The organism is Modestobacter sp. DSM 44400, assembly GCF_900107175.1.
Classification (GTDB): domain Bacteria; phylum Actinomycetota; class Actinomycetes; order Mycobacteriales; family Geodermatophilaceae; genus Modestobacter.
In genome coordinates this window covers 1-19,482 of the sequence record NZ_FNOZ01000014.1, presented here as the reverse complement: position 1 = coordinate 19,482, position 19,482 = coordinate 1, and the positions used below count along the sequence as shown (strand labels likewise).

Genomic DNA, 19,482 nt, shown 5'->3' with positions numbered 1-19,482 from the left:
GCAGGTCGAGTGGCCGCATCAGGGTGCGGCCGGGAGTCCCGACCCGCGAAGTCTTGGGTACGCGCCCCGGCCGGTGCGGCTGGGGCCCGGTGGTGCTGCGTGCTGTTCGCGGTGGAGCTGTGCCGTGCAGGTGGTGCAGAAGACCGTGCGCCACGGCTGGCAGACGTGGCACGACGATGACGTCCGGGCACCCGGCCCCGCCGGTCAGACCTGCGCGTGCTCCTCCTGGCAGTAGGAGCTGGCCACGCGGTCGGGCCCGAGCGGATCGGCGACGTTCCCGCTGTCGTCGAGCCGGCCCTGCGCCTCACGCACGGCCCGGGCGGGCAACGGCGGGTGCAGGTCGGCGACGACAGCCAGGGCGGCCATCACGTCGTCCGGTCGAACCGTCGGTGTGAGCTGACGGACGACCATGTGCAGTATGGCACAACCTGCCTCCTCGGCCACCGACGCGTTGACGACCGCCGCCCGCGCGTCGACCTCCCGCGTGCCATTCTTGGTCCGCTTGGTGACCATCACCTCACTGCGCGCGAGCATCGCTTCGACCGCGGTGGCGAGCTCCCCGGCGTCCACCCCGGGCAGGTCGACCCGCCAGCGGGTCGCGTCGAGCCGGTCGGCCAGCGACCCGGTGCCCTCCCCCGCCTCGACGCACTCCAGGACGTCGATCCCCGGCGGCAGCGAGGCGTCCAGCGCGGCCCGCACCTGCTCCGGGTCACGGCGCTCCGACAGCCCGATCTCGAAGTACTCCGCCTCCGAGGCCGCCCCGGTGGGAGCAGCACCCATGTAGGAGACCTTCGGGTGCGGGCTGAAGCCGGCCGAGAACGCCATCGGCACCTGAGCCCGGCGCAGCGCGCGCTCCAGCGCCCGGGCCAGGTCGCGGTGCGAGGCGAAGCGCAGCGGGCCGCGCTTGGTGTAGCGCAGCCGCAGCTTCTGCACGGTGGGCGGCGGCGGCGGGCCGTCGGGTCGTCGGGCCATCAGCCGGTGACGGGCGTCAGCGGGATCAGCGTGCGACCCGTGGGGCCGATCTGGATCTCGGTGCCCATGGTCGGACAGACGCCGCAGTCGTAGCAGGGGGTCCACCGGCAGTCGGCGACCTCCTCCTCGGAGAGCGAGTCCTGCCAGTCCTCCCAGAGCCACTGCTTGTCCAGCCCGGCGTCCAGGTGGTCCCAGGGCAGCACCTCGTGCTCGGTGCGTTCACGGGTGGTGTACCAGTCCAGATCCACCCCGAACGGGGCGAGCTCCTCCGCCGCGGCCGTCGTCCACCGAGCAAAGGAGAAGTGCTCGCTCCAGCCGTCGAACCGGCCACCGTCGCGCCACACCCGCTCGATGACCCGGCCGACCCGGCGGTCGCCGCGGGACAGCAGGCCTTCGATCACCCCGGGCTTGCCGTCGTGGTAGCGCAGGCCGATCGAGCGGCCGATTCGGCGGTCGGCGTTGATCGCCTCGCGCAGCACCTTCAGCCGGTGGTCGATGGTGTCGGCGCTGGCCTGGGCGGCCCACTGGAAGGGGGTGTGCGGCTTGGGCACGAAGCCACCGATGGAGACGGTGCAGCGGATGTCCCTGGACCCGCTGGCCTCCCGGCCGGCGCGGATCACCTCGACCGCCAGGTCGGCGATCTCCAGCACGTCCTCGTCGGTCTCGGTGGGCAGACCGCACATGAAGTACAGCTTCACCTGGCGCCAGCCGTTGGCGTAGGCGGTGGTGACCGTGCGGACCAGGTCCTCCTTGGACACGGTCTTGTTGATCACCCGCCGGATCCGCTCGCTGCCGCCCTCGGGGGCGAAAGTCAGCCCCGACCGGCGACCGTTGCGGGACAGCTCGTTGGCCAGCGTGACGTTGAAGGCATCGACCCGGGTGGAGGGCAGCGACAGTCCGGTGTTGGTGCCCTCGTAGCGGTCGGCGAGCTCCTTGGCCAACTGGCCGATCTCGGAGTGGTCGGCGCTGGAGAGGGAGAGGAGGCCGACCTCCTCGTACCCCGTCGCCTTCAGCCCGGCGTCGACCATCGAGCCGATGCCGGTGATCGTCCGCTCCCGCACCGGGCGGGTGATCATGCCGGCCTGGCAGAACCGGCAGCCGCGGGTGCAGCCGCGGAAGATCTCCACGCTCATCCGCTCGTGCACGCTCTCGGCAAGCGGGACCAGCGGCTGCTTGGGGTAGGGCCACTCGTCGAGGTCCATCACGGTCCGCTTGCCGACCCGCGCCGGCACGTCGTCGCGGGTGCGCGAAACGGCGGCGATCGTGCCGTCGGCGGCGTAGGAGACGGCGAAGAACCGGGGCACGTAGACGCCGTCGACCCGCGCCAGGCGGGTCAGCAGCTCGACCCGGCCACCGGGGCAACCGGCGGCCTTCCAGGCGGCGACGACGTCGGTGATGTCCCCGACGACCTGCTCGCCGTCCCCGAGCACCGCGCAGTCGACGAAGTCGCTGACCGGCTCGGGGTTGAAGGCGGCGTGCCCGCCGGCGACGACGACCGGGTGGCTCTCGTCGCGGTCGACCGCGTGCAGCGGGACCCCGGCGAGGTCGAGCGCCTCGAGCAGGTTGGTGTAGCCCAGCTCGGTGGCGAAGCTGACGCCGAGCACGTCGAAGGCGGCCACCGGACGGTGCGTGTCGACGGTGAACTGGCCGACGCCGGCCTCGCGCATGAGCGCGGCGAGGTCCGGCCAGACCGCGTAGGTGCGCTCGGCCAGGGCGTCGGGGCGCTCGTTGAGCACCTCGTACAGGATCATGAGGCCCTGGTTGGGCAGCCCGACCTCGTAAGCGTCGGGGTACATCAGCGCCCAGTGGACGGCGACGTCGTCCCACGGCTTGGTCTGGGCGTTGAGCTCGCCGCCGACGTACTGGATCGGCTTCTGCACCTGGGCGAACAACGGCTCGAGCTGGGGGTAGAGCGAGTCCACAGTCATGACCCGGATCAGGGTAGCCGTCCATCGGCCCACCCCGGGCCGGCGACCGGGTCAGCCGCCGAGCTCCCCCAGGGTGATCTGCAGCTTCTGCTCCTGACCTTGGCGCTGGACCGTGACGGGCACCGCCTTGCCCACCTGCAACCCGGCGAGGAGCGCACTGAGCGCCTGGACCGTCGGTGTCTGCTGGCCGTCCAGGGACACGATCACGTCCCCCGGCTGGATCCCCGCCTGGTCCGCCGCCCCGCCGGGAGCCACGTCGACCACGCCCACACCCTGCGGCTGCCCGGACTGGTCCGTGACCGTGGTGACGCGGACGTTCAGTGCGGCCCGGCCGGAACTGGTGACGGTGCCGGTCGCCACGAGCTGGTCGGCGATCCGCTTGACGTCGTTGGACGGGATGGCGAACCCGATCCCCGGGGCGGCTCCGCCGCCCTCCGCCGTCGGGGCCAGCGCAGCCAGGGTCGGGATGCCGACGACCCGGCCCTCCAGGTCGACCAGGGCGCCCCCGCTGTTTCCGGGGTTGATGGCGGCGGAGGTCTGGATCGTGTTGGGCAGCGCGGCTCCCGGCGACTCCTGGGTCACGGGCTCGCTCACCGTGCGGCCGATCGCCGAGACGATCCCGTTGGTCACCGTCGCGGACAACCCGAGCGGGTTGCCCATGGCCAGCACGATCTCGCCGACCTGGGCCTGGGACGAGTCGGCGAAGGTGGCCGGGTGCAGTCCGGAACCGTCGGACACCTTGATCACCGCGATGTCGTTGGGCTGGTAGACGCCGACGAGGGTGGCCGACAGCGGGGTGGCCGAGCCGGAGGTGAGCACCTGGAACTGCTGGTCGGACCCCACGACGTGCGCGTTGGTGACGATGTCGCCCTGCTGGTCGTAGACCACTCCGGAACCGAGGCCCGTGCTGCTCCGGATCTCCACCACCGAGGGGAGGACGTCGGAAATGACGTTCTCGTAGGCGGACTGCAGCGCCACGACCGCACCGTCGGACGGCGGTGCACCGCTGTCGACGGACGCGGAGGACCCGGATGCCTCCTGCGCATCACCCGCCGTCCCGGTACAGCCGGCCAGCGGCAGCAGTACCAGCAACCCAGCGGCTCCGCGCAGGCTCCGCCGCCGCCGTCGCACCGGTGTCGCAGCACCGCGGTCGCCGCCTGCTGCGGTGCGAGAAGAGGTAACCGTTGCCATGTGCCAACCGTTACCCGAGCGAGCGGCGATCGAACACCGCCCAGCCACGCATCCCCGAGGAGCGCCAGCGGTGCAGCCCCCGGCCGGTTCAGCCGAGGTCGGGGAAAAACAGCGCGATCTCGCGCGCGGCGGACTCCGGGGAGTCCGAGCCGTGCACGATGTTGTTCTGCACCTCGAGGGCGAAGTCGCCGCGGATGGTGCCGGGGGCCGCCTTCACCGGGTCGGTGGCGCCGGCCAGCGCGCGGAACGCCTCGATCGCCCGCGGGCCCTCGACGACGAGGGCGAGCAACGGGCCGCCGGTGATGAACTCGACGAGGGAACCGAAAAAAGGCCGCTCGCGGTGCTCGGCGTAGTGCGTCTCGGCGACCTCGGCGGTCAGCGTGCGCAGCTCGGCGGCGACCAGACGCAGGCCCTTGGCCTCGAGCCGGGCGAGAACCTGACCGGCCAGGCCGCGGGCCACGCCGTCGGGCTTGACGAGGACGAGGGTGCGATCAGCAGTGGGAGCAGACACGGCGGGAGCGTACGACACGCCGCCCTGGCGTCAATGTGGGTTGACGAGCTTCGGCGGCGTCAACCACAGTTGACACATGGCCGCGACATCTCCCGACGTCATCACCGCGGCGGCCGCCGAGGACCCCGAGGTGGGCCTGCGGGCCATCCGCGCGCTGCGCGAGCTGGCCGACCGGCTGGAGACCCTGCAGGTCGCCAGAGCCCGGTCCCGCGGTTGGTCCTGGCAGCAGGTCGCCGACGCGCTCGGCGTGACCCGGCAGGCCGCCCACAAGAAGCACGCCCGCAATCGGAAAGACCGCTGAGATGTTCGAACGCTTCACCGCCGAGGCCTGTTCAGTGGTCGCCGCGGCCCAGGAGGAGGCCCGCCGCCTGCGGGCCGACGCCGCCGCCCCGGTGCACCTGCTGCTGGCACTGGCCGCCGGCGGCGGCCCGGGGGGACGGCTGGCGCAGGACGCCGGTCTTGATGTCGACCGGCTGCGGGCGGCCGCCCGGCGCTCCGGGGACCCGCTGGACGCCGACGCGCTGGCCGCCCTCGGGGTGGACCTGGAGCAGTTGCGGACCGCGGCCGAGGCCACCTTCGGCCCCTCAGCCCGCCGTCGGGGCCGTCGGCGGCGGTCCCGACGGCGGCGGGCCGAAGGGTGACCCGAGCAGGTCCTTACGGACCTGGAGGAGGTACAGCCAGATCAGCGCGAACAGACCGCCGACCAGCCACATCGCCGGGCCCAGCAGCCCGGTGAGCACCAGCGGCACCTGCAGCACCGTGCCGATCACCAGGCCCTGCGGACGGCGCTGCACACCGCAGGCGACGATCAGCAGCGCGGCCAGCACGAGGAGCACGGTCAGCCGGAACCCGGTCAGGCCCGGTCCGCTCTGCGCGATGCCCCGGGGCACGAACAGGACGGCGATGCCCTCCAGCAGCAGGATCGCGGCCGCGGCGCCACCGAGGGCCTTCCCCGCGCGGACCGGGTCCGGCGCCGTCATGCGCTGCCCCCGGAGAGCAGGGTGCGGGCCTCCCCCGCGGTGATCACGCTGCCGGTGACCAGCACGCCCGAGCCGCCCAGGGCGTCGTCCGGGCCGGCCTCGGCCAGCTCCATCGCCGACTCCAGCGCGTCGAACAGCCGCGGGTGCACGCTGACCCGGTCGGCGCCGAACACGTCGACGGCCAGCGCCCCGAGCTCATCAGCGGGCATTGCCCGCGGCGAGCTGTTCTGGGTGACGACCAGCTCGGCGCACAGCTCCTCGAGCTCGGACAACATCCCGGTCACGTCCTTGCCCACGACGCAGCCGACGACGCCGACCAGCCGGGTGAAGTCGAACGACTCGCGGACCGCCGCGACGGTCGCCGCCATGCCGGCCGGGTTGTGCGCGGCGTCGACCAGCACGGCCGGCGAGCTGCGCACCCGCTCCAGCCGGCCGGGCGAGCGGACGGCGCCGAACGCCGACCGGACGACATCGGGGTCGATCGGCCCGGTGGCCGCGCCCGCACCCAGGAACGCCTCCACCGCGGCCAGCGCCACGGCGGCGTTCTGCGCCTGGTGGGCGCCGAACAGCGGCAGATAGACCTCGGGGTACTCACCGGCCAGGCCCTGCAGCCGCAGCTGCTGCCCGCCCACGGCGACCCGGCGCTCCAGCACCGCGAACTCGGTGCCCTCCCGGGCCACGGTCGCGTCCACCTCGATCGCGCGGCGCACCAGTGCCTCCAGCGCACCGGCCGGCTGGTGGGCCAGCACCGCGACCACGCCGCCGTCCGGGCTGCCGTCGGGCACGACGTCGTCCGGCGCGCCGGCCTTGATGATCCCAGCCTTCTCGGTGGCGATCGTGGCGACGTCGGGGCCGAGGTACTCGGCGTGGTCCAACGCGACCGGGGTGACCACGGCGACCCGCGCGTCGGCGACGTTCGTCGCGTCCCAGGTGCCGCCCATGCCGACCTCGATGACGGCGACGTCGACCGGGGCCTCGGCGAAGGCGGCGTAGGCCATGCCCACGACCACCTCGAAGAAGGACATCGGCACGTCGCTGCCGGCGTCGACCAGCTGCACGTAGGGCGCGATGTCGTCGAAGACCTCGACGAAGCGCGCGGCGCTGATCGGCTTGCCGTCCAGCACGATGCGCTCGCGCATGGTGGTCAGGTGCGGGCTGGTGAAGCGGCCGACGCGCAGACCGAAGCCGCGCAGCAGCTCGTCGATCATCCGCGCGGTCGTCGTCTTGCCGTTGGTACCGGTGACCTGGATGACCGGCATGGCCCGCTGGGGAGAGCCCAGCAGGTCGACCAGCGCGGAGATGCGGGTGAGGGACGGCTCGAGGCGGCTCTCCGGCCAACGGGCCAGCAGCGCCTGCTCGACCCGGGCCAGTTCGCGGCCCCCGCTGGTCTGCCCGTGGGCCATGTCAATCCGCTCTTCGGGAATGGGGGTGCTCACCGCTCCTAGGATGCCAGTCATGGTCACCGACACCCGCGCCCCGGACAGCACGGCCCCGGGAACGGCCGGCGGCGTACCCGAGAAGCCCACCCTGGACGGGCTCGAGGACAAGTGGGTCGCCCGTTGGGCCGCTGAGGACACCTACGGCTTCGACCGGGCGGCCGCGCTGGCCGCGCCCCGGGCGGAGACCTACGCCATCGACACCCCGCCCCCCACGGCGAGCGGGTCGCTGCACGTGGGCCACGTGTTCAGCTACACCCACACCGACATCGTGGCCCGCTTCCATCGGATGCGCGGTCAGCACGTCTTCTACCCGATGGGCTGGGACGACAACGGGCTGCCGACCGAGCGCCGGGTGCAGAACTACTACGGCGTGCGCTGCGACCCCTCACTGCCCTACGACGGGTCCTTCGAGCCGCCGGAAAAGGCGGGCAAGGACCAGCAGCCGATCTCGCGGCGCAACTTCGTCGAGCTGTGCGAGCGGCTGACCGCCGAGGACGAGGCGGAGTTCGAGAAGCTGTGGCGCCGGGTCGCCCTGTCGGTGGACTGGAACAACGTCTACCGCACGATCTCGAACACCTCCCGGGCCACCGCCCAGAAGATGTTCCTGCACAACCTGGCCCGCGGTGAGGCGTACGCGCAGGAGGCGCCGACCCTCTGGGACGTCACCTTCCGCACCGCCGTCGCCCAGGCGGAACTCGAGGACCGCGAGCGCCCCGGCGCCTACCACCGGATCGCCTTCGCCGGCCCGTCCGGCCCGGTCTTCATCGAGACCACCCGCCCCGAGCTGCTGCCGGCCTGCGTCGCACTGGTCGCCCACCCCGACGACGAGCGCTACCAGCCGCTGTTCGGGAAGACCGTCACGACGCCGCTGTTCGGCGTCGAGGTGCCGGTGGTGGCGCACCGGCTGGCCGAGCCGGACAAGGGCTCTGGCATCGCGATGATCTGCACCTTCGGCGACCTCAACGACGTCACCTGGTGGCGGGAGCTGCAGCTGCCGACCCGCGCCGTCATCGGCTGGGACGGCCGTTTCGTCGCCGACCCACCGGCCGGGGTGCCTGCCGACGTCTACGCCGAGCTGGCCGGGAAGACGTCCTTCAGCGCGCAGGCCCGCATCGTGCAGCTGCTGCGGGAGTCCGGTGACCTCGAGGGCGACCCGAAGCCGATCACCCACCAGGTGAAGTTCTTCGAGAAGGGCGAGCGCCCGCTGGAGATCGTCACCACCCGGCAGTGGTACATCCGCAACGGCGGGCGGGACGGCGACCTGCGGGCCGCCCTCGTCGCGCGCGGCCGGGAGATCCAGTGGGTGCCCGAGCACATGCGGCACCGGTACGAGAACTGGGTCGAGGGGCTCAACGGCGACTGGCTGGTCAGCCGGCAGCGGTTCTTCGGCGTGCCGTTCCCGGTCTGGTACCCGCTGGACGCCGACGGGGAGCCGGTGTACGACCAGACGCTGCTGCCGCCGGAGGCGTCGCTGCCGGTCGACCCGTCGTCCGACGTGCCGGACGGGTACACCGAGGACCAGCGCGGGGTGCCGAACGGGTTCATGGCCGACCCCGATGTGATGGACACCTGGGCGACGTCGTCGCTGTCGCCGCAGGTCTCCTCCGGCTGGGACACCGACCCGGACCTGTTCGCGCATGTCTTCCCGATGGACCTGCGGCCCCAGGCACACGACATCATCCGGACCTGGCTGTTCTCCACCGTGGTGCGCGCGCACTACGAACAGGGAACGGTGCCGTGGTCGCACGCGGCGATCTCCGGGTTCGTGGTCGACCCCGACCGCAAGAAGATGTCGAAGTCCAAGGGCAACGCGACCACGCCGATCGACGTCCTCGAGCGGTACGGGACCGACGCCGTCCGGTGGCGGGCGGCCGGTGCCCGGCCGGGTGCCGACAGCCCGTTCGACGAGACCCAGATGAAGGTCGGCCGCCGGTTGGCCATCAAGCTGCTCAACGTCGGGAAGTTCGTGCTCGGGTTGGGGGCGTCGGCGGGGCTGTCGGCCGACGACGTCAGCGAGCCGCTGGACCGGGCGCTGCTGGCCCGGCTGGCCGCGGTCGTCGACGAGGCGACGGCGGCCATGGAGGCCTACAACTACACCCGGGCCCTCGAGGTGGCCGAGACGTTCTTCTGGTCGTTCTGCGACGACTACGTGGAGCTCGTCAAGACCCGGGCCTACAGCTCGAGTGCCGCCGCGGCGTCCGCGCAGGCGACGCTGGCGCTGGCCCTGTCGGTCCAGCTGCGGCTGTTCGCCCCGGTGCTGCCGTTCGTGACCGAGGAGGTGTGGTCGTGGTGGCAGACCGGCTCGGTGCACCGTGCGCTGTGGCCGGCGGCCGCCGAACTGCCGACCGGCGGGGACCCGGCGGTGCTGACCGTGGCTGCCGAAGCGCTGGCCGCGGTGCGGAAGGCCAAGTCGGAGGCCAAGCAATCGATGCGGGCCGACGTCGCCTCGGCGACCGTGACCGCGCCGGCCGAGCAGGTGCCGCTGGTGGAGGCGGCCCGCTCCGACCTCATCGACGCCGGCCGCATCGTGGAGCTCGGCGTGTTGGCCGGCGACAGTGCGCTGCGGGTGGACGTCGTGCTCGCCGAACCCGCCGACGCCTGACCGCCCACCCGTGAACCTCGGCGGCCCAGAACCCGCCCGCTTGTGGGCCGCCGGTGTTCAACGCGAGGTCGCGGGGGCCCGCAGGCAGTTGCTGGCCGAGGTCGCAGCGCGCGTCCCTGCCCGGGGCGAGGACTGCCCGCTGGTCGCGATCGACGGCGTGGACGGCGTGGACGGCGTGGACGGCGCAGGCAAGTCCGTCTTCAGCGACGAACTTGCCGATGTCCTCGTCGGCGCTGGGCGCACGGTCCTCCGCGCGTCAGTCGACGACTTCCACCATCCGCGAGCCGTGCGCCACCGCGGTGGGCCCGGCTCCCCTGTCGGGTTCTGGCTGGACAGCTACGACCAGGACTCACTCGAGCGGGACCTCCTGGCGCCGCTCCGACGCGGCGGCTTCCGTTCCTGCCGCACCGCGGTGCACGAACTGGCGACCGATCGAACGCTCGACAGGCCACTGCTCGAGGTGCCACCCGGTACGGTCCTCGTCCTGGACGGGCTCTTCCTGCACCGCGATGAGCTGGCCGGACGCTGGGACCTCTCGGTCTTCCTCCAGGTGCCCTTTGCCGTCAGCGTGCCTCGGATGGCCACCCGCGACGGCACACATCCCGATCCCGCACACCCGAGCCTCAACCGTTACGTCGGTGGCCAGCAGCTCTCCTTCGCCGCCTGCCGTCCCTGGGCGCGGGCCGACGTCGTGATCGACAACAGGGACGTGAACGCTCCGCGCATCGCTCCCGGATCGGGCCGTCGCCGAACCTGACCCCCCCTCAACGGCCTGCCTATGGGCCACCCAGGTTCAACCGTGAGCCGCCGTCCACAGGCCCCGGCCAGTCGGCGCCCTCCATGCGGCAGCCTCGCGTGCATGCACCAGCTGGCGTTCCTGCTGCCGGACGGCGTCGCCCGCCGGGAAGACATCACCCTGGCGACCAGTGCCAGCAGTGTGAGCCGCTGGATGAGTCGCGGCGACGTCGTGCTCCTGCATCCGGGGGTTCTCGTCCTTGCCGACCGCGCCGAAGATTGGCTTGTTCGGGCCCGCGCCGCCTCTCTGTGGACGCGAGGACCGCTCAGCCACCTCTCGGCCCTGACGGCGGCCGGACTGCTGGTACCGAGCGGCGGTCCCGTCCACGTGACCGTGCCGGCCGACCGCTTCCCTCGCGGCTGCGCCGACGTGGTCGCGCACCGGACGACGGCACCGATCGGGCGAATCGAACCGACGAGCCCTCCGCGACTACCGGTGGCCCGGAGCATCGTCGACGCCTGGAGCTGGGCTCACTCGGGAAGGCGGAACCCACGCTCAGCCACGGAGCAGCCGGTCGTCCGCCGACTCGTCATCGAGGCGGTCCGGCAGCGCGCCGTCCGGACCGGTTGGCTCCGCGCCGAGTCCGGGCGTCAGCCACTGCACGGCGGCCGTGTCGCCCTGTCCGGGCTCCTCGACCTGGTCGAGGGCGGCTGCCAGAGCGAGCTGGAGGTCTGGGGTGTGACGCACGTCCTGCGCATCCCCGAGGTCCCGGCACCGGTCCAGCAACACCGGGTCGTGCTGGCCGATGGACGGTCCGTGTTCCTGGACGCCGCCTACCGGGAGGTCCGCGTCGCGGTCGAACTGGACGGCGCCCAGTTCCACGACGGCCGCCAGGCCAGGGAGCGGGACATGCGCCGGGACAGCGCGCTGGCCGTGCTGGGGTGGGTCGTACTCCGGTTCAGCTACCAGCGGCTGACCCAGGACCCGGCCGGCTGCCGAGCCGAGATCGAGGCCGTGGTGCGCCGCCGACTGGGTCGTTGAACGTCAGTGGCCCAGAACCTCATGGGTTCTGGGCCAGTGACGTTCGAAGCTGCTGAGGGTCAGGCGCTCTTCTCGCGGTTCACGCGGGCAGGCTTGCGCGGGACGATCGTCGGGATCGCGCGCTCCAGCACGACCTCGCGGGTGATGACGACGGTCGCCACGTCCTCGCGACTGGGGACGTCGTACATCACCGACTGGAGGACCTCCTCCATGATCGCCCGCAGGCCGCGGGCGCCGGTGCCCCGCAGGATCGCCTGGTCGGCGATCGCCTCGAGCGCGTCGTCGGTGAACTCCAACTCCACGCCGTCGAGCTCGAACAGCTTCCGGTACTGGCGCACCAGGGCGTTCTTCGGCTCGGTGAGGATGTTGGTCAGCGCCTCCCGGTCCAGCTTCTGCACGCTGGTGATGACCGGGAGCCGGCCGATGAACTCCGGGATCATCCCGAACTTCATCAGGTCCTCGGGCATGACCTGCGCGAAGGCATTGGCCTCCTCGATCTCGGCCTTGCCGCGCACCTCGGCGCCGAAGCCGATCCCCTGCTTGCCGGTGCGCTGCTCGATGACCTGGTCCAGGCCGGCGAACGCGCCACCCACGATGAACAGCACGTTGGTGGTGTCGATCTGGATGAACTCCTGGTGCGGGTGCTTGCGGCCGCCCTGCGGAGGCACCGACGCCGTCGTCCCCTCGAGGATCTTCAGCAGCGCCTGCTGCACGCCCTCACCGGAGACGTCGCGGGTGATCGACGGGTTCTCGCTCTTGCGGGCGATCTTGTCGACCTCGTCGATGTAGATGATCCCCGTCTCGGCCCGCTTGACGTCGTAGTCGGCGGCCTGGATCAGCTTGAGCAGGATGTTCTCGACGTCCTCGCCGACGTAGCCGGCCTCGGTCAGCGCCGTGGCGTCGGCGATCGCGAAGGGCACGTTCAGCATCCGGGCCAACGTCTGCGCCAGGTGGGTCTTGCCGCACCCGGTGGGGCCCATCAGCAGGATGTTCGACTTGGCCAGCTCGACTGAGTCGTCGCGGTTGCCGCGCTCACCGCCGGCCTGGATGCGCTTGTAGTGGTTGTAGACCGCGACCGAGAGCGTCCGCTTGGCCTTCTCCTGGCCGATGACGTACTGCTCGAGGAAGTCGTGGATCTCCTTGGGCTTCGGGAGCTCGTCGAACTTCAGGTCCGAGGACTCGGAGAGCTCTTCCTCGATGATCTCATTGCAGAGGTCTATGCACTCGTCGCAGATGTAGACCCCGGGGCCAGCGATGAGCTTCTTGACCTGCTTCTGGCTCTTGCCGCAGAAAGAGCACTTCAGCAGGTCGCCGCTCTCACCGATACGTGCCACCTGGCGTACCTCCACCTCGGGATGGGACACCGCGCTCGCGGTCCCTCGATTGCGTTCTCGTGCCCGTCATGACACCCCGTGTCGGGGCGTCCGTCGTCCCTGCCGGTGTTGACCGGGGAATCGGGCGTTCACCGACCGTACCGGCCTCCACCGACGTTCCCAGGCAGTGACGCACCCGGTCCAGCGACTCGGCGACCCCCTGTTCCCCAGGTGTCCCAGGGAGCTGGGAGTTCCCCGCACGGTACGGGCCGAAGACGCGACACGCGCGCCCTCGACCCGCACCGATCCGGCTCAGACCGGGGGAAGGGCGTTGAGCTTGCGGCTGGGGATCACCTGGTCGACGATCCCGTAGTCCTTGGCCTCCTGGGCCGTGAGGATCTTGTCGCGGTCGATGTCCTTGCGGATCTGTTCCTGGGTCTGGCCGGTGTGCCGGGCCAGGATCGACTCCATCTGAACGCGCACGCGCTCGATCTCGCGGGCGTGGATCTCCAGGTCGGTGACCTGGCCGCCGGCCTCGCCGGAGGGCTGGTGGATCAGCACCCGGGAGTAGGGCAGCGCCAGCCGCTTGCCGGGTGTCCCGGCCGCGAGCAGGACGGCGGCCGCTGAAGCGGCCTGGCCCATGCAGACGGTCTGGATGTCGGGCCGGACGAACATCATCGTGTCGTAGATCGCCGTCAGCGCGGTGAACGAGCCACCGGGTGAGTTGATGTACATGGTGATGTCGCGGTCGGGGTCGTTGGACTCCAGCGTGATGAGCTGGGCCATCACATCGTTGGCCGACGCATCGTCGACCTGCACCCCGAGGAAGATGATCCGTTCCTCGAAGAGCTTGTTGTAGGGGTTGGACTCCTTCATGCCGTAGCTCGTGCGCTCCACGAAGGAGGGCAGGATGTACCGGCTCGAAGGCATTTCGAAGCTGCTCATGGTCACTTCTCCGGTCCGTCGGTGACCGGGTTGTCGGTCGCGGTCATGGTCTCGGCCCGGGTCACCACGTGGTCGACGAAGCCGTACTCGAGGGCCTCCTGCGCGGTGAACCACCGGTCGCGGTCGGAGTCCTCGGTGATCCGCTCGGCTGTCTGACCGGTGTGCAGCGCCTGCAGCTCGCTGAGCTGCTGCTTGGTACTGCGGAACAGCTCTGCCTGGATCGCGATGTCCGAGGCGGTGCCACCGACGCCGGCCGAAGGCTGGTGCATCAGGATCCGCGCGTGCGGCAGGCTGTAGCGCTTGCCCTTGGTGCCGGCGGTCAGGAGGAACTGGCCCATCGAGGCGGCCAGGCCCATCGCGTAGGTGGCGACGTCGCAGTCGATGAACTGCATCGTGTCGTAGATGGCCATGCCCGCGGTGACCGAGCCACCGGGCGAGTTGATGTAGAGGTGGATGTCGCGCTTGGGGTCCTCGGCGGACAGCAGCAGCATCTGCGCGGCCAGCTGGTTGGCGATGACGTCGTCGACGGCGCTGCCGAGGAAGATGATCCGCTCGCGCAGGAGGCGCTCGTAGACGGAGTCGTTGAGGTTCATCATCGACCCGCCGCCGCGCAGCAGCGGTGCGCTCGACGTGATCAGGTCTGTGGTGCTCACGGGTGCGGTGACCTCCGTAGGACTGCCGGGCAGTCGGTCTCGTGGAACGGGTAGGTCGGTCGTCCGGGGACGGTCGGCGACACCGGAGACGGCCGGGTCACGCCCGGCTGCGTCGATGGTGGCGTCGGTGGTCGTCCTGGTGTCACGTCGACCCTAACGCGCACCCCCGACCCCTTCCTCCCCGTGCGGGTCGGTGTTCGCCGAGGGCGCAGCGCGGTGCCGTCGGAAACGACGGCGCCGCCCGCACCCGGGCGGGTGCGGGCGGCGTCGTGGCCGGGCGGGTCAAGCCTTCGCGTCGTCCTCGGTCCCGTCGTCCTCGGTCCCGTCGTCCTCGGTCCCGTCGTCCTCGGGCGTGGCGGCCTCGGTCACCTCGGCCTCGATCACCTCGACGTCGGCGGCGGCGGCGTCCTCGGCGTCTGCGTCCTCGGCGGCCGGGTCGGCGGCGGCGCGCACCGTCTGGGGGCCCTGCGTGCGCAGCTCCTCCAGGTCGACGGGGTTGCCGGAGGCGTCGGTGATCGTCGTCTCCTCCAGCAGCTGGGCCAGCGCCTTGGTACGGCGGACGTCGGCGACGAAGTCGGCGATGTTGCCCCCCTGCTGCAGCTGTTGGGCGTACTGCTCCGGGCTCATCCGATTGCGCTGGGCCTGCGCCACGATCTGCGCGGAGAGGTCGTCGTTGTCGACGGTGACCTCGCGGGCGTCGGCGACCGAGTCGAGCACGAACTGGGTGCGGATCGCGTTCTCCACGTTCTCCCGCAGCTCCGCGTCGTAGGCCTCGCGGCTCTCCACCTCGGCGGCGGTGAAGTAGGCGTCCCAGTCCATGCCGGCCTGCTGGAGCTCGCGCTCCATGGCCTGCGTGCGCCAGGCGACCTCGGTCTCCACGAGCTTCTCGGGCACCGGCACCTCGGTGGAGCCGAGCAGGTGCTCGACCAGCTTGTCGCGAGCCTGCGCGCCCTGCTGCAGCGTCTTCACGCGGCCCAGCCGGGTGCGGATGTCGTCCCGGAGCTCGGCCAAGGTGTCGAACTCGCTGGCGGTGGAGGCGAACTCGTCGTCCAGCTCGGGGAGGTCCTTGGCCTTGACCGTGCGCACGGTGACCTTGACCTCGGCCATCTCACCGGCATGCTCGCCGGACAGCAGCGCGGTGGAGAAGGTGGCGCCCTCGTCGGAGGACAGGCCGCGGACGGCCTCGTCCAGGCCGTCCATCAGCTGGCCGGAGCCGACCTCGTGGGACATGCCGGTGGTGGTGCCGTCCTCCAGCACCTCGCCGTCGAGCGTGGCCTCCAGGTCGATGGAGACGAAGTCGCCGTCGGCGGCCGGGCGGTCGACGCCGGTGAGCATCGCGAAGCGCTCACGCATGGTGTCGATCTGTGCGTCGATCTCCTCGTCGGTGACCTCGACGTCGTCGACGGTGACGGCCAGGCCGTCCAGGGAGGGCAGCTCGAGGACCGGGGCGACGTCGACCTCGGCGGTGAAAGCGATGGTCTCGCCGTCGTCGACGCGGGTGACCTCGACGTCGGGCTGGCTCAGCACCCGGACCTGGTTCTCGCGGATGGCCTCGGAGTAGACCTCCGGGACGGCGTGCTGAACGACCTGCTCGAGGACGACGGGGCGCCCGATCCGCTGGTCGAGGATCCGGTTGGGGACCTTGCCGGGCCGGAAGCCGGGGACGCGCACCTGCTTGCCGAGTTCCTTGTAGACCTCACCGAAGGCGTGGTCCAGGTCGCCCCACGGCACCTCGATAGCGAGCCGGACCCGGGTCGGGCCCAGGTTCTCGATGGTGCTCTTCACAGCGCAGCGCTCCTCTTCGAGGGATGTACAGACGGTGGGAGGTGACGCCGGCGGCGCCGGGTTGCCCCGAGTCTAGATGCGCCGCTCGTGCACTGTCGGGGTGGCGGGATTCGAACCCACGGCCCCCCGCTCCCAAAGCGGGTGCGCTACCAAGCTGCGCTACACCCCGTGGCCAGCCTGAGTGTAGGCACCTCGCGGACCGGCGACCGGCGCGAGCGTCCGCACGGCTATCCGCGCGGCCGTACCAGCGAGTCGGCCAGGGCGACCAACTCCTCATAGGCGGCCGTCCGACAGCGCAGCGCGAGGGCGGCGTCCTCGGCGTCCTGGGCGAGCGTCCCGTCGGCCGCGGACGTCAGCGTCGCCGTCCGGACGGCATCGCTCAGGTCCTCCAGCGTCGACAGGTGGGTCCGTGCCTCGTCGAGCAGCCGGGGCGCCGACACCGCCGGGACGACGGCCACGTGGCGCAGCCCCGCCCCGATCCGGACCCCGGCGACCTGCAGGCGGGGCAGCAGCGCGGGGACGTTGCCGAGGTGCGCTCCGGCCCGCTCCGCCACGGTGACCTCCTGCCGCAGGCGGGCGTGCGCGCGGGAGATGCGCAGCGCGAGCGCGGCGGTGGAGCGGTCCGGGCTGGAGCGCAGGCGCCACGCAGTCACCGCCATGCTCCCGTAGCCGGCTGCCTCACGGGCCAGCGCGAGTGCGTGGCTGCGCCGGATCCGGCGCCAGACCAGCCAGCTCCCGGTGACCACCGCGAGAAGGACGGCGAGCACCATCGTTCCCAGGATGAGGATCAGGTCGGTCACGGGGGCCTCCTCAGGACGTCGGGCCCCTGATGATGCACGCCCACGGGGTCACCCGTCAGGAGCACGGATGAGAGCCACGACAGAGCGGGATGCGACACTGGCCCCCGCACGTCGCACGACAGCACGGCCGACCGGGGCATCGCCCCTGGTCACCGCGGGTGTAGCTCAATGGTAGAGCCCCAGCCTTCCAAGCTGGCCATGCCGGTTCGATCCCGGTCACCCGCTCCACGAAAATCCCAGGTCAGGGCCGCAGTGGCGCCTCCGCGAGGCGCCCTTGATCTGCCCGCCAGTACCCGCGTTTCGCCCCTGTTTTCCTCCTCTACGGACATGACTAGGTCACGCGGGTCGGGTTATTGGCGCTGGTCAGATGGCACGTCCCGGAGTCTCTGGTGGACGGTTCGCCCAGCTACCTTCGCCGCTAAGACCCGAGCCAGCGATGTTGGGCGAGCCCGGACAGGCGCCGTATTCCTCTCTCGTGGACAGCCGTTCTGCCGAGGGCCCAGGCCGGCAGCGGCGGGTGAGGTCAGTGCAGGAGGATGCCGGCGATGGCGCAGACGAGGACGACGTAGGGCTCTTTGACTTTGAAGCGGAGCAGGACGCCGAGGGTGATGACGGCGATGAGAAGGGTGCGCCAGTCGATGACGACTTGCCGGGTGAGGACGACGGTGGCTCCGGTCAGGGCGCCGGCCGCGGCTGCGGTGGCGCCTTTGACGAAGGCTTTGACCTGACGGTTGTCCTTGTGCCGGACGAACCAGGGGCCGGGGAGGACCACGCCGAGGTAGATGGGGATGAAGATGGCGGCGGTCGCGACCAGGGCTCCGGGCAGTCCTGCGGTGAGGTAGCCGATGAAGGTGGCGGTAATCACGACCGGGCCGGGGGTGATCAGGCCCATCGCGACCGCATCGAGGAACTGGCGGGGGTCGAGCCAGTGATGGGTGGTGACGACGCCTTCGCGGAGGAAGGGCACGATCGCCAGGCCCGAACCGAAGGTGAAGGCGCCGGTCTTGAGGAAGAACAGGGTCAACGCGACCAGCGTTCCGGCGCCGGTGAGGGCCAACACGGCCAGGAGCGTGCCGGCGCCGGCCAGCGCACCGATTCCGCCGGCCATTCTCCCGAGAGGGCCCGTGCGCGACCGGCTGGGCCCGGCGCTCGCTGGGGACGGTTGCCCACCCGCGGTCGAGGTGGTGGGTGTCGGCTGTGGTGGCTCGGAGACGGCAGGGCGTCGGTGTCGCCGATGAAGGGCGGCGAGGAAGGCCGGCGGCGCGTCGATGAGGATCATCAGCAGCCCCGCGGCGATGAAGAGCACGGCGATCTCCGCGCCGGTGACGGCGGTGACGGCGGCGAGGACGGCGCTGATCGCCCACAGGCGCCAGTCGCGGCGGTTGGTGATCTTAGCGAGCTTGTAGGCGGCGATGGCGATGATCGCCATCACCCCGGGGGCGACGCCGTAGAAGACCGCCTGGACCACCGGCAATCCGGAGAAGTGGGCGTAGAGGCCGCGACGGCCAACACGAACAGGAAGGAGGGGGCGATGAAGGCCACCGCGGTGGCCAGCGCCCCCAGAGCCCGGCGCTGCAGGAACCCGACCCACATGGTGACCTGTGCCGCCAGGGGCCCGGGCATCGTCTGTCCCAGCGCGACACCGTTGAGGAAGTTTTCCCGGTCGATCCAGCCGCGGTTCTCCACCAGGTCGCGCTGCATGTAGCCGACGGTGGCGATCGGCCCACCGAAGCCGGTCGCGCCCAGGATGAGGAAAGACTTGACCAACCGACGCAGACCACCCGGTGAGGGCTGGTCCACGGGGTCAGGCTCCGGGCCAGCCGCCTGCTCTGGGCTCGCCGCCTGCTGGGTGTCGCTGCCGCGTCGCCACGCTGTCCAGCCGGGATAACGAGGCCGCACCGTGGAGCTCCAATCCATCAGCTTGATGCCGACCCGTCCGCCGGCTCGTCTATGTGGCGGCGCGGTGCCTGCTCTACCGGCACCAGTACAGCTACGCAACCGCGGTTACACTAGGCCGCGTACGGTCGGGAGGCCAACAGACGGGTGCCATGGAGGGCTGGGCGGAAGGCGGGGTCTGTGACGGACAAGCGTGGCTGGGTGATGTTGGCCTATCGGATGCCGCGGGAGCCCTCGACCCCCCGGATCGCGGTGTGGCGGCGGCTTCGCCGGCTGGGGGTGGCGCAGCCGGTGGACGGGCTGGTGCTGCTGCCCGACGAGCCGCGGACCCGGGAGGGCCTGGAGTGGGTGGCCGAGCGGGTTGTGGCCGCCGATGGTCAGGCGACGCTGTGGACGGCGGCCTACCTGTCGGGGGATGAGGAGGACACCATGGTGCAGTCGATGAACAGCGCAATCGCCGCCGCGTACGCCGCAGTGAGCCGCGAGGCGCGCGCCGTTGCCGCCGAGGGGGGCCAGGCGTGGCTGGCAGCGACCAGGAACGGTCCGAATAACGAGGACTCCTCAGGTGACCGCGGCGAGCTGCGGCGCCGCGCCGCGCAGCTGGCCCGGACGTTGAGCCAGGTGCAGTCGCGCGACTACTTCGGCGCCGACGGACGCGTGGAGGCTGAGCAGGCGATCCTCGCGCTGACG

The 19,482-nt window shown here is 71.4% G+C and carries 19 protein-coding genes and 2 tRNA genes; 7 read left to right on the top strand and 14 right to left on the bottom strand.

The annotated features are described in order from the left end of the window. Nucleotides 1-204: 204 nt before the first annotated feature. The 4 genes from BLW04_RS10935 to ndk form a co-directional block, all read right to left on the bottom strand. Nucleotides 205-972 carry a TIGR03936 family radical SAM-associated protein gene (locus BLW04_RS10935; protein WP_091540189.1) on the bottom strand — a complete coding sequence of 256 codons (768 nt, stop codon included), beginning with the start codon at nt 970-972 and terminating at the stop codon, nt 205-207. Continuing rightward, complete coding sequence (locus tag BLW04_RS10930; protein WP_091540185.1) at nt 972-2,900, bottom strand: TIGR03960 family B12-binding radical SAM protein; 1,929 nt, start codon at nt 2,898-2,900, stop codon at nt 972-974. The genes BLW04_RS10935 and BLW04_RS10930 overlap by 1 nt, the downstream gene beginning before the upstream one ends. 51 nt (nt 2,901-2,951) lie before the next feature. Then, a complete protein-coding gene (locus BLW04_RS10925; protein WP_217630985.1) occupies nt 2,952-3,878 on the bottom strand; it encodes a S1C family serine protease in 927 nt (308 codons plus the stop codon). A 301-nt stretch (nt 3,879-4,179) separates the two neighbouring features. Then, the gene (gene ndk / locus BLW04_RS10920; protein ID WP_091540410.1) at nt 4,180-4,602 is read right to left on the bottom strand and encodes a nucleoside-diphosphate kinase; all 423 of its coding nucleotides are present in this window, start codon (nt 4,600-4,602) and stop codon (nt 4,180-4,182) included. Between the two features lie 76 nt (nt 4,603-4,678). On the opposite strand from ndk, the gene BLW04_RS10915 reads away from it, so the two are divergent. Then, nucleotides 4,679-4,903 carry an RNA polymerase subunit sigma-70 gene (locus tag BLW04_RS10915; RefSeq protein ID WP_091540179.1) on the top strand — a complete coding sequence of 75 codons (225 nt, stop codon included), beginning with the start codon at nt 4,679-4,681 and terminating at the stop codon, nt 4,901-4,903. Nucleotide 4,904: 1 nt separating this feature from the next. After that, a complete protein-coding gene (locus BLW04_RS10910) occupies nt 4,905-5,243 on the top strand; it encodes a Clp protease N-terminal domain-containing protein (protein WP_091540176.1) in 339 nt (112 codons plus the stop codon). On the opposite strand, the gene BLW04_RS10905 is transcribed toward BLW04_RS10910, so the two are convergent. Both BLW04_RS10905 and BLW04_RS10900 read right to left on the bottom strand, forming a co-directional pair. After that, on the bottom strand, nt 5,187-5,582 hold the full coding sequence (locus BLW04_RS10905; protein ID WP_091540173.1) for a DUF4233 domain-containing protein: 396 nt from the start codon (nt 5,580-5,582) through the stop codon (nt 5,187-5,189). The two genes, BLW04_RS10910 and BLW04_RS10905, sit on opposite strands and share 57 nt — an antisense overlap. Further along, nucleotides 5,579-7,018, bottom strand: coding sequence for a bifunctional folylpolyglutamate synthase/dihydrofolate synthase (locus BLW04_RS10900; protein WP_254781320.1), 1,440 nt, complete (start codon nt 7,016-7,018; stop codon nt 5,579-5,581). The genes BLW04_RS10905 and BLW04_RS10900 overlap by 4 nt, the downstream gene beginning before the upstream one ends. Before the next feature lie 19 nt (nt 7,019-7,037). Between BLW04_RS10900 and valS the strand changes: the two genes are divergently transcribed. From valS to BLW04_RS10885, 3 genes are all read left to right on the top strand, one after another. Further along, nucleotides 7,038-9,623: a valine--tRNA ligase gene (valS, locus tag BLW04_RS10895; RefSeq protein ID WP_091540166.1), complete on the top strand. Its 2,586-nt coding sequence runs from the start codon at nt 7,038-7,040 to the stop codon at nt 9,621-9,623. Between the two features lie 10 nt (nt 9,624-9,633). Continuing rightward, nucleotides 9,634-10,380 carry a nucleoside/nucleotide kinase family protein gene (locus BLW04_RS10890; RefSeq protein ID WP_217630984.1) on the top strand — a complete coding sequence of 249 codons (747 nt, stop codon included), beginning with the start codon at nt 9,634-9,636 and terminating at the stop codon, nt 10,378-10,380. A 102-nt stretch (nt 10,381-10,482) separates the two neighbouring features. Continuing rightward, entirely contained in the window at nt 10,483-11,400 is a 918-nt protein-coding gene (locus tag BLW04_RS10885; RefSeq protein WP_175484004.1) for an endonuclease domain-containing protein, read from the top strand. 59 nt (nt 11,401-11,459) lie between these two features. On the opposite strand, the gene clpX is transcribed toward BLW04_RS10885, so the two are convergent. The 6 genes from clpX to BLW04_RS10855 all read right to left on the bottom strand — a co-directional run bounded on the left by clpX (nt 11,460) and on the right by BLW04_RS10855 (nt 16,896). Beyond that, the gene (gene clpX / locus BLW04_RS10880) at nt 11,460-12,734 is read right to left on the bottom strand and encodes an ATP-dependent Clp protease ATP-binding subunit ClpX (RefSeq protein WP_091540407.1); all 1,275 of its coding nucleotides are present in this window, start codon (nt 12,732-12,734) and stop codon (nt 11,460-11,462) included. Between the two features lie 291 nt (nt 12,735-13,025). Further along, on the bottom strand, nt 13,026-13,658 hold the full coding sequence (locus BLW04_RS10875) for an ATP-dependent Clp protease proteolytic subunit (protein ID WP_091540156.1): 633 nt from the start codon (nt 13,656-13,658) through the stop codon (nt 13,026-13,028). 2 nt (nt 13,659-13,660) lie between these two features. Beyond that, entirely contained in the window at nt 13,661-14,293 is a 633-nt protein-coding gene (locus BLW04_RS10870; protein ID WP_371327786.1) for an ATP-dependent Clp protease proteolytic subunit, read from the bottom strand. Between the two features lie 300 nt (nt 14,294-14,593). Next, nucleotides 14,594-16,096, bottom strand: a complete 1,503-nt coding sequence (gene tig / locus BLW04_RS10865; protein ID WP_091540152.1) for a trigger factor — start codon at nt 16,094-16,096, stop codon at nt 14,594-14,596. A 95-nt stretch (nt 16,097-16,191) separates the two neighbouring features. After that, nucleotides 16,192-16,265, bottom strand: a tRNA-Pro gene (locus BLW04_RS10860). A gap of 58 nt (nt 16,266-16,323) precedes the next feature. Next, nucleotides 16,324-16,896, bottom strand: coding sequence for a hypothetical protein (locus BLW04_RS10855; RefSeq protein WP_091540148.1), 573 nt, complete (start codon nt 16,894-16,896; stop codon nt 16,324-16,326). Between the two features lie 154 nt (nt 16,897-17,050). Between BLW04_RS10855 and BLW04_RS10850 the strand changes: the two genes are divergently transcribed. Then, nucleotides 17,051-17,124 (top strand) — tRNA-Gly (locus BLW04_RS10850). A gap of 295 nt (nt 17,125-17,419) precedes the next feature. Here BLW04_RS10850 and chrA read toward each other — a convergent pair. Together chrA and BLW04_RS10840 are read right to left on the bottom strand one after the other, a co-directional pair. Continuing rightward, nucleotides 17,420-18,364: a chromate efflux transporter gene (chrA, locus tag BLW04_RS10845; RefSeq protein WP_175484003.1), complete on the bottom strand. Its 945-nt coding sequence runs from the start codon at nt 18,362-18,364 to the stop codon at nt 17,420-17,422. Continuing rightward, a complete protein-coding gene (locus BLW04_RS10840) occupies nt 18,325-18,696 on the bottom strand; it encodes a chromate transporter (RefSeq protein WP_175484002.1) in 372 nt (123 codons plus the stop codon). The genes chrA and BLW04_RS10840 overlap by 40 nt, the downstream gene beginning before the upstream one ends. 276 nt (nt 18,697-18,972) lie before the next feature. Between BLW04_RS10840 and BLW04_RS26660 the strand changes: the two genes are divergently transcribed. Beyond that, nucleotides 18,973-19,482 (top strand): Chromate resistance protein ChrB (locus BLW04_RS26660; protein WP_175484001.1); only part of this gene is annotated, 510 nt, incomplete at its 3' end.

Bases quoted from the DNA above. Each gene is read 5' to 3' on its own strand.
- BLW04_RS10935 (WP_091540189.1), bottom strand. From the start codon at position 972: ATGGCCCGACGACCCGACGGCCCGCCGCCGCCGCCCACCGTGCAGAAG.
- BLW04_RS10930 (WP_091540185.1), bottom strand. From the start codon at position 2,900: ATGACTGTGGACTCGCTCTACCCCCAGCTCGAGCCGTTGTTCGCCCAG.
- BLW04_RS10915 (WP_091540179.1), top strand. From the start codon at position 4,679: ATGGCCGCGACATCTCCCGACGTCATCACCGCGGCGGCCGCCGAGGAC.
- BLW04_RS10910 (WP_091540176.1), top strand. From the start codon at position 4,905: ATGTTCGAACGCTTCACCGCCGAGGCCTGTTCAGTGGTCGCCGCGGCC.
- BLW04_RS10905 (WP_091540173.1), bottom strand. From the start codon at position 5,582: ATGACGGCGCCGGACCCGGTCCGCGCGGGGAAGGCCCTCGGTGGCGCC.
- valS (WP_091540166.1), top strand. From the start codon at position 7,038: ATGGTCACCGACACCCGCGCCCCGGACAGCACGGCCCCGGGAACGGCC.
- BLW04_RS10885 (WP_175484004.1), top strand. From the start codon at position 10,483: ATGCACCAGCTGGCGTTCCTGCTGCCGGACGGCGTCGCCCGCCGGGAA.
- BLW04_RS10875 (WP_091540156.1), bottom strand. From the start codon at position 13,658: ATGAGCAGCTTCGAAATGCCTTCGAGCCGGTACATCCTGCCCTCCTTC.